We start from the raw sequence: 882 nt of genomic DNA, 5'->3' as shown, positions 1-882 counted from the left end.
TATAACTCTAAAAGCCGAATTTCGTAGAATGCTAGAGCAAACGCTGTCAAATTGGCAGGAGGGCGTGGAAGTAGCAAGGGAATATGATCCTGCGGAAGTCTATCCGTCAAGAGCTCAATTAGAGTTACCATCTGACAGTCCCTTACTTGGAAACCTGTCTGAACTATATAATGCGGAAAATATTCCCATTGAATCCAGTAGAATCCGAGAAATTCCAAAATTATTTGCTTACTTCTGTATATTTAGAACCGGAAATGCACAAAATGGGGAAAAGGTTCTCGCAATTCGGAAAGCCGTCCAATTCAAAGGACTAGCAAAACAGCGTTTGGCTCACTGGGTCGACGACTCGTTACACTATGTTGAGGACAAATTCTTCAAACTGGATAAGGAATTCGATATCGTAATCACACCTACACGGGTAATGATACTTAATCCAAAGAGTTTCGAGAGCATTGCGAGACTAGATGACATAATCTTGGAAACAGCAGGTGAAAATTTAGTCCGCATGGGTACGCATGTACCTTTCATAGAACTATCCGGTCTTACCGAGTATGCTAAAACGCATAAACGTGCAGCTCGTTTGATAGCATCGATTGCTGCTCGGGGCGATCTTGCGGCCACCTCTGAAAGGTTATTTGAAGAGCAATGTACTAGATGTGGTGTAACGCTTGTGTGCAATGATGGGAGGTTTTGCCCGGCAGAAAAACACGAATTGGCTTTTTTAAATGTTCTCGACAGGCGCAGATACGTAGTATCACTCATAGAAGACGTTCATGAGAAATACGAGGCCGCCTCTCGTCATGGGGTGGAATAACTGCTTCACTCTTTGATCAAGGCTAAAGAATTTTCAACAATGATCTCATAAGGTGCCCTTAATCTCTT

1 protein-coding gene is annotated in these 882 nt (G+C 42.9%); it reads left to right on the top strand.

What is annotated here, in order from left to right; all coding sequences use genetic code 11:
- Nucleotides 1-814: Kiwa anti-phage protein KwaB-like domain-containing protein (locus EI28_RS13740; RefSeq protein WP_231476839.1), on the top strand; the 814-nt coding region annotated here is incomplete at its 5' end.
- Nucleotides 815-882: the final 68 nt, after the last annotated feature.

Origin of the sequence: Methanoculleus sp. MH98A (assembly GCF_000691865.1) — an archaeon.
GTDB lineage: Archaea > Halobacteriota > Methanomicrobia > Methanomicrobiales > Methanoculleaceae > Methanoculleus.
Note: the sequence above shows the minus strand (reverse complement) of the source record. Positions and strands in the feature narration are given on the sequence as shown.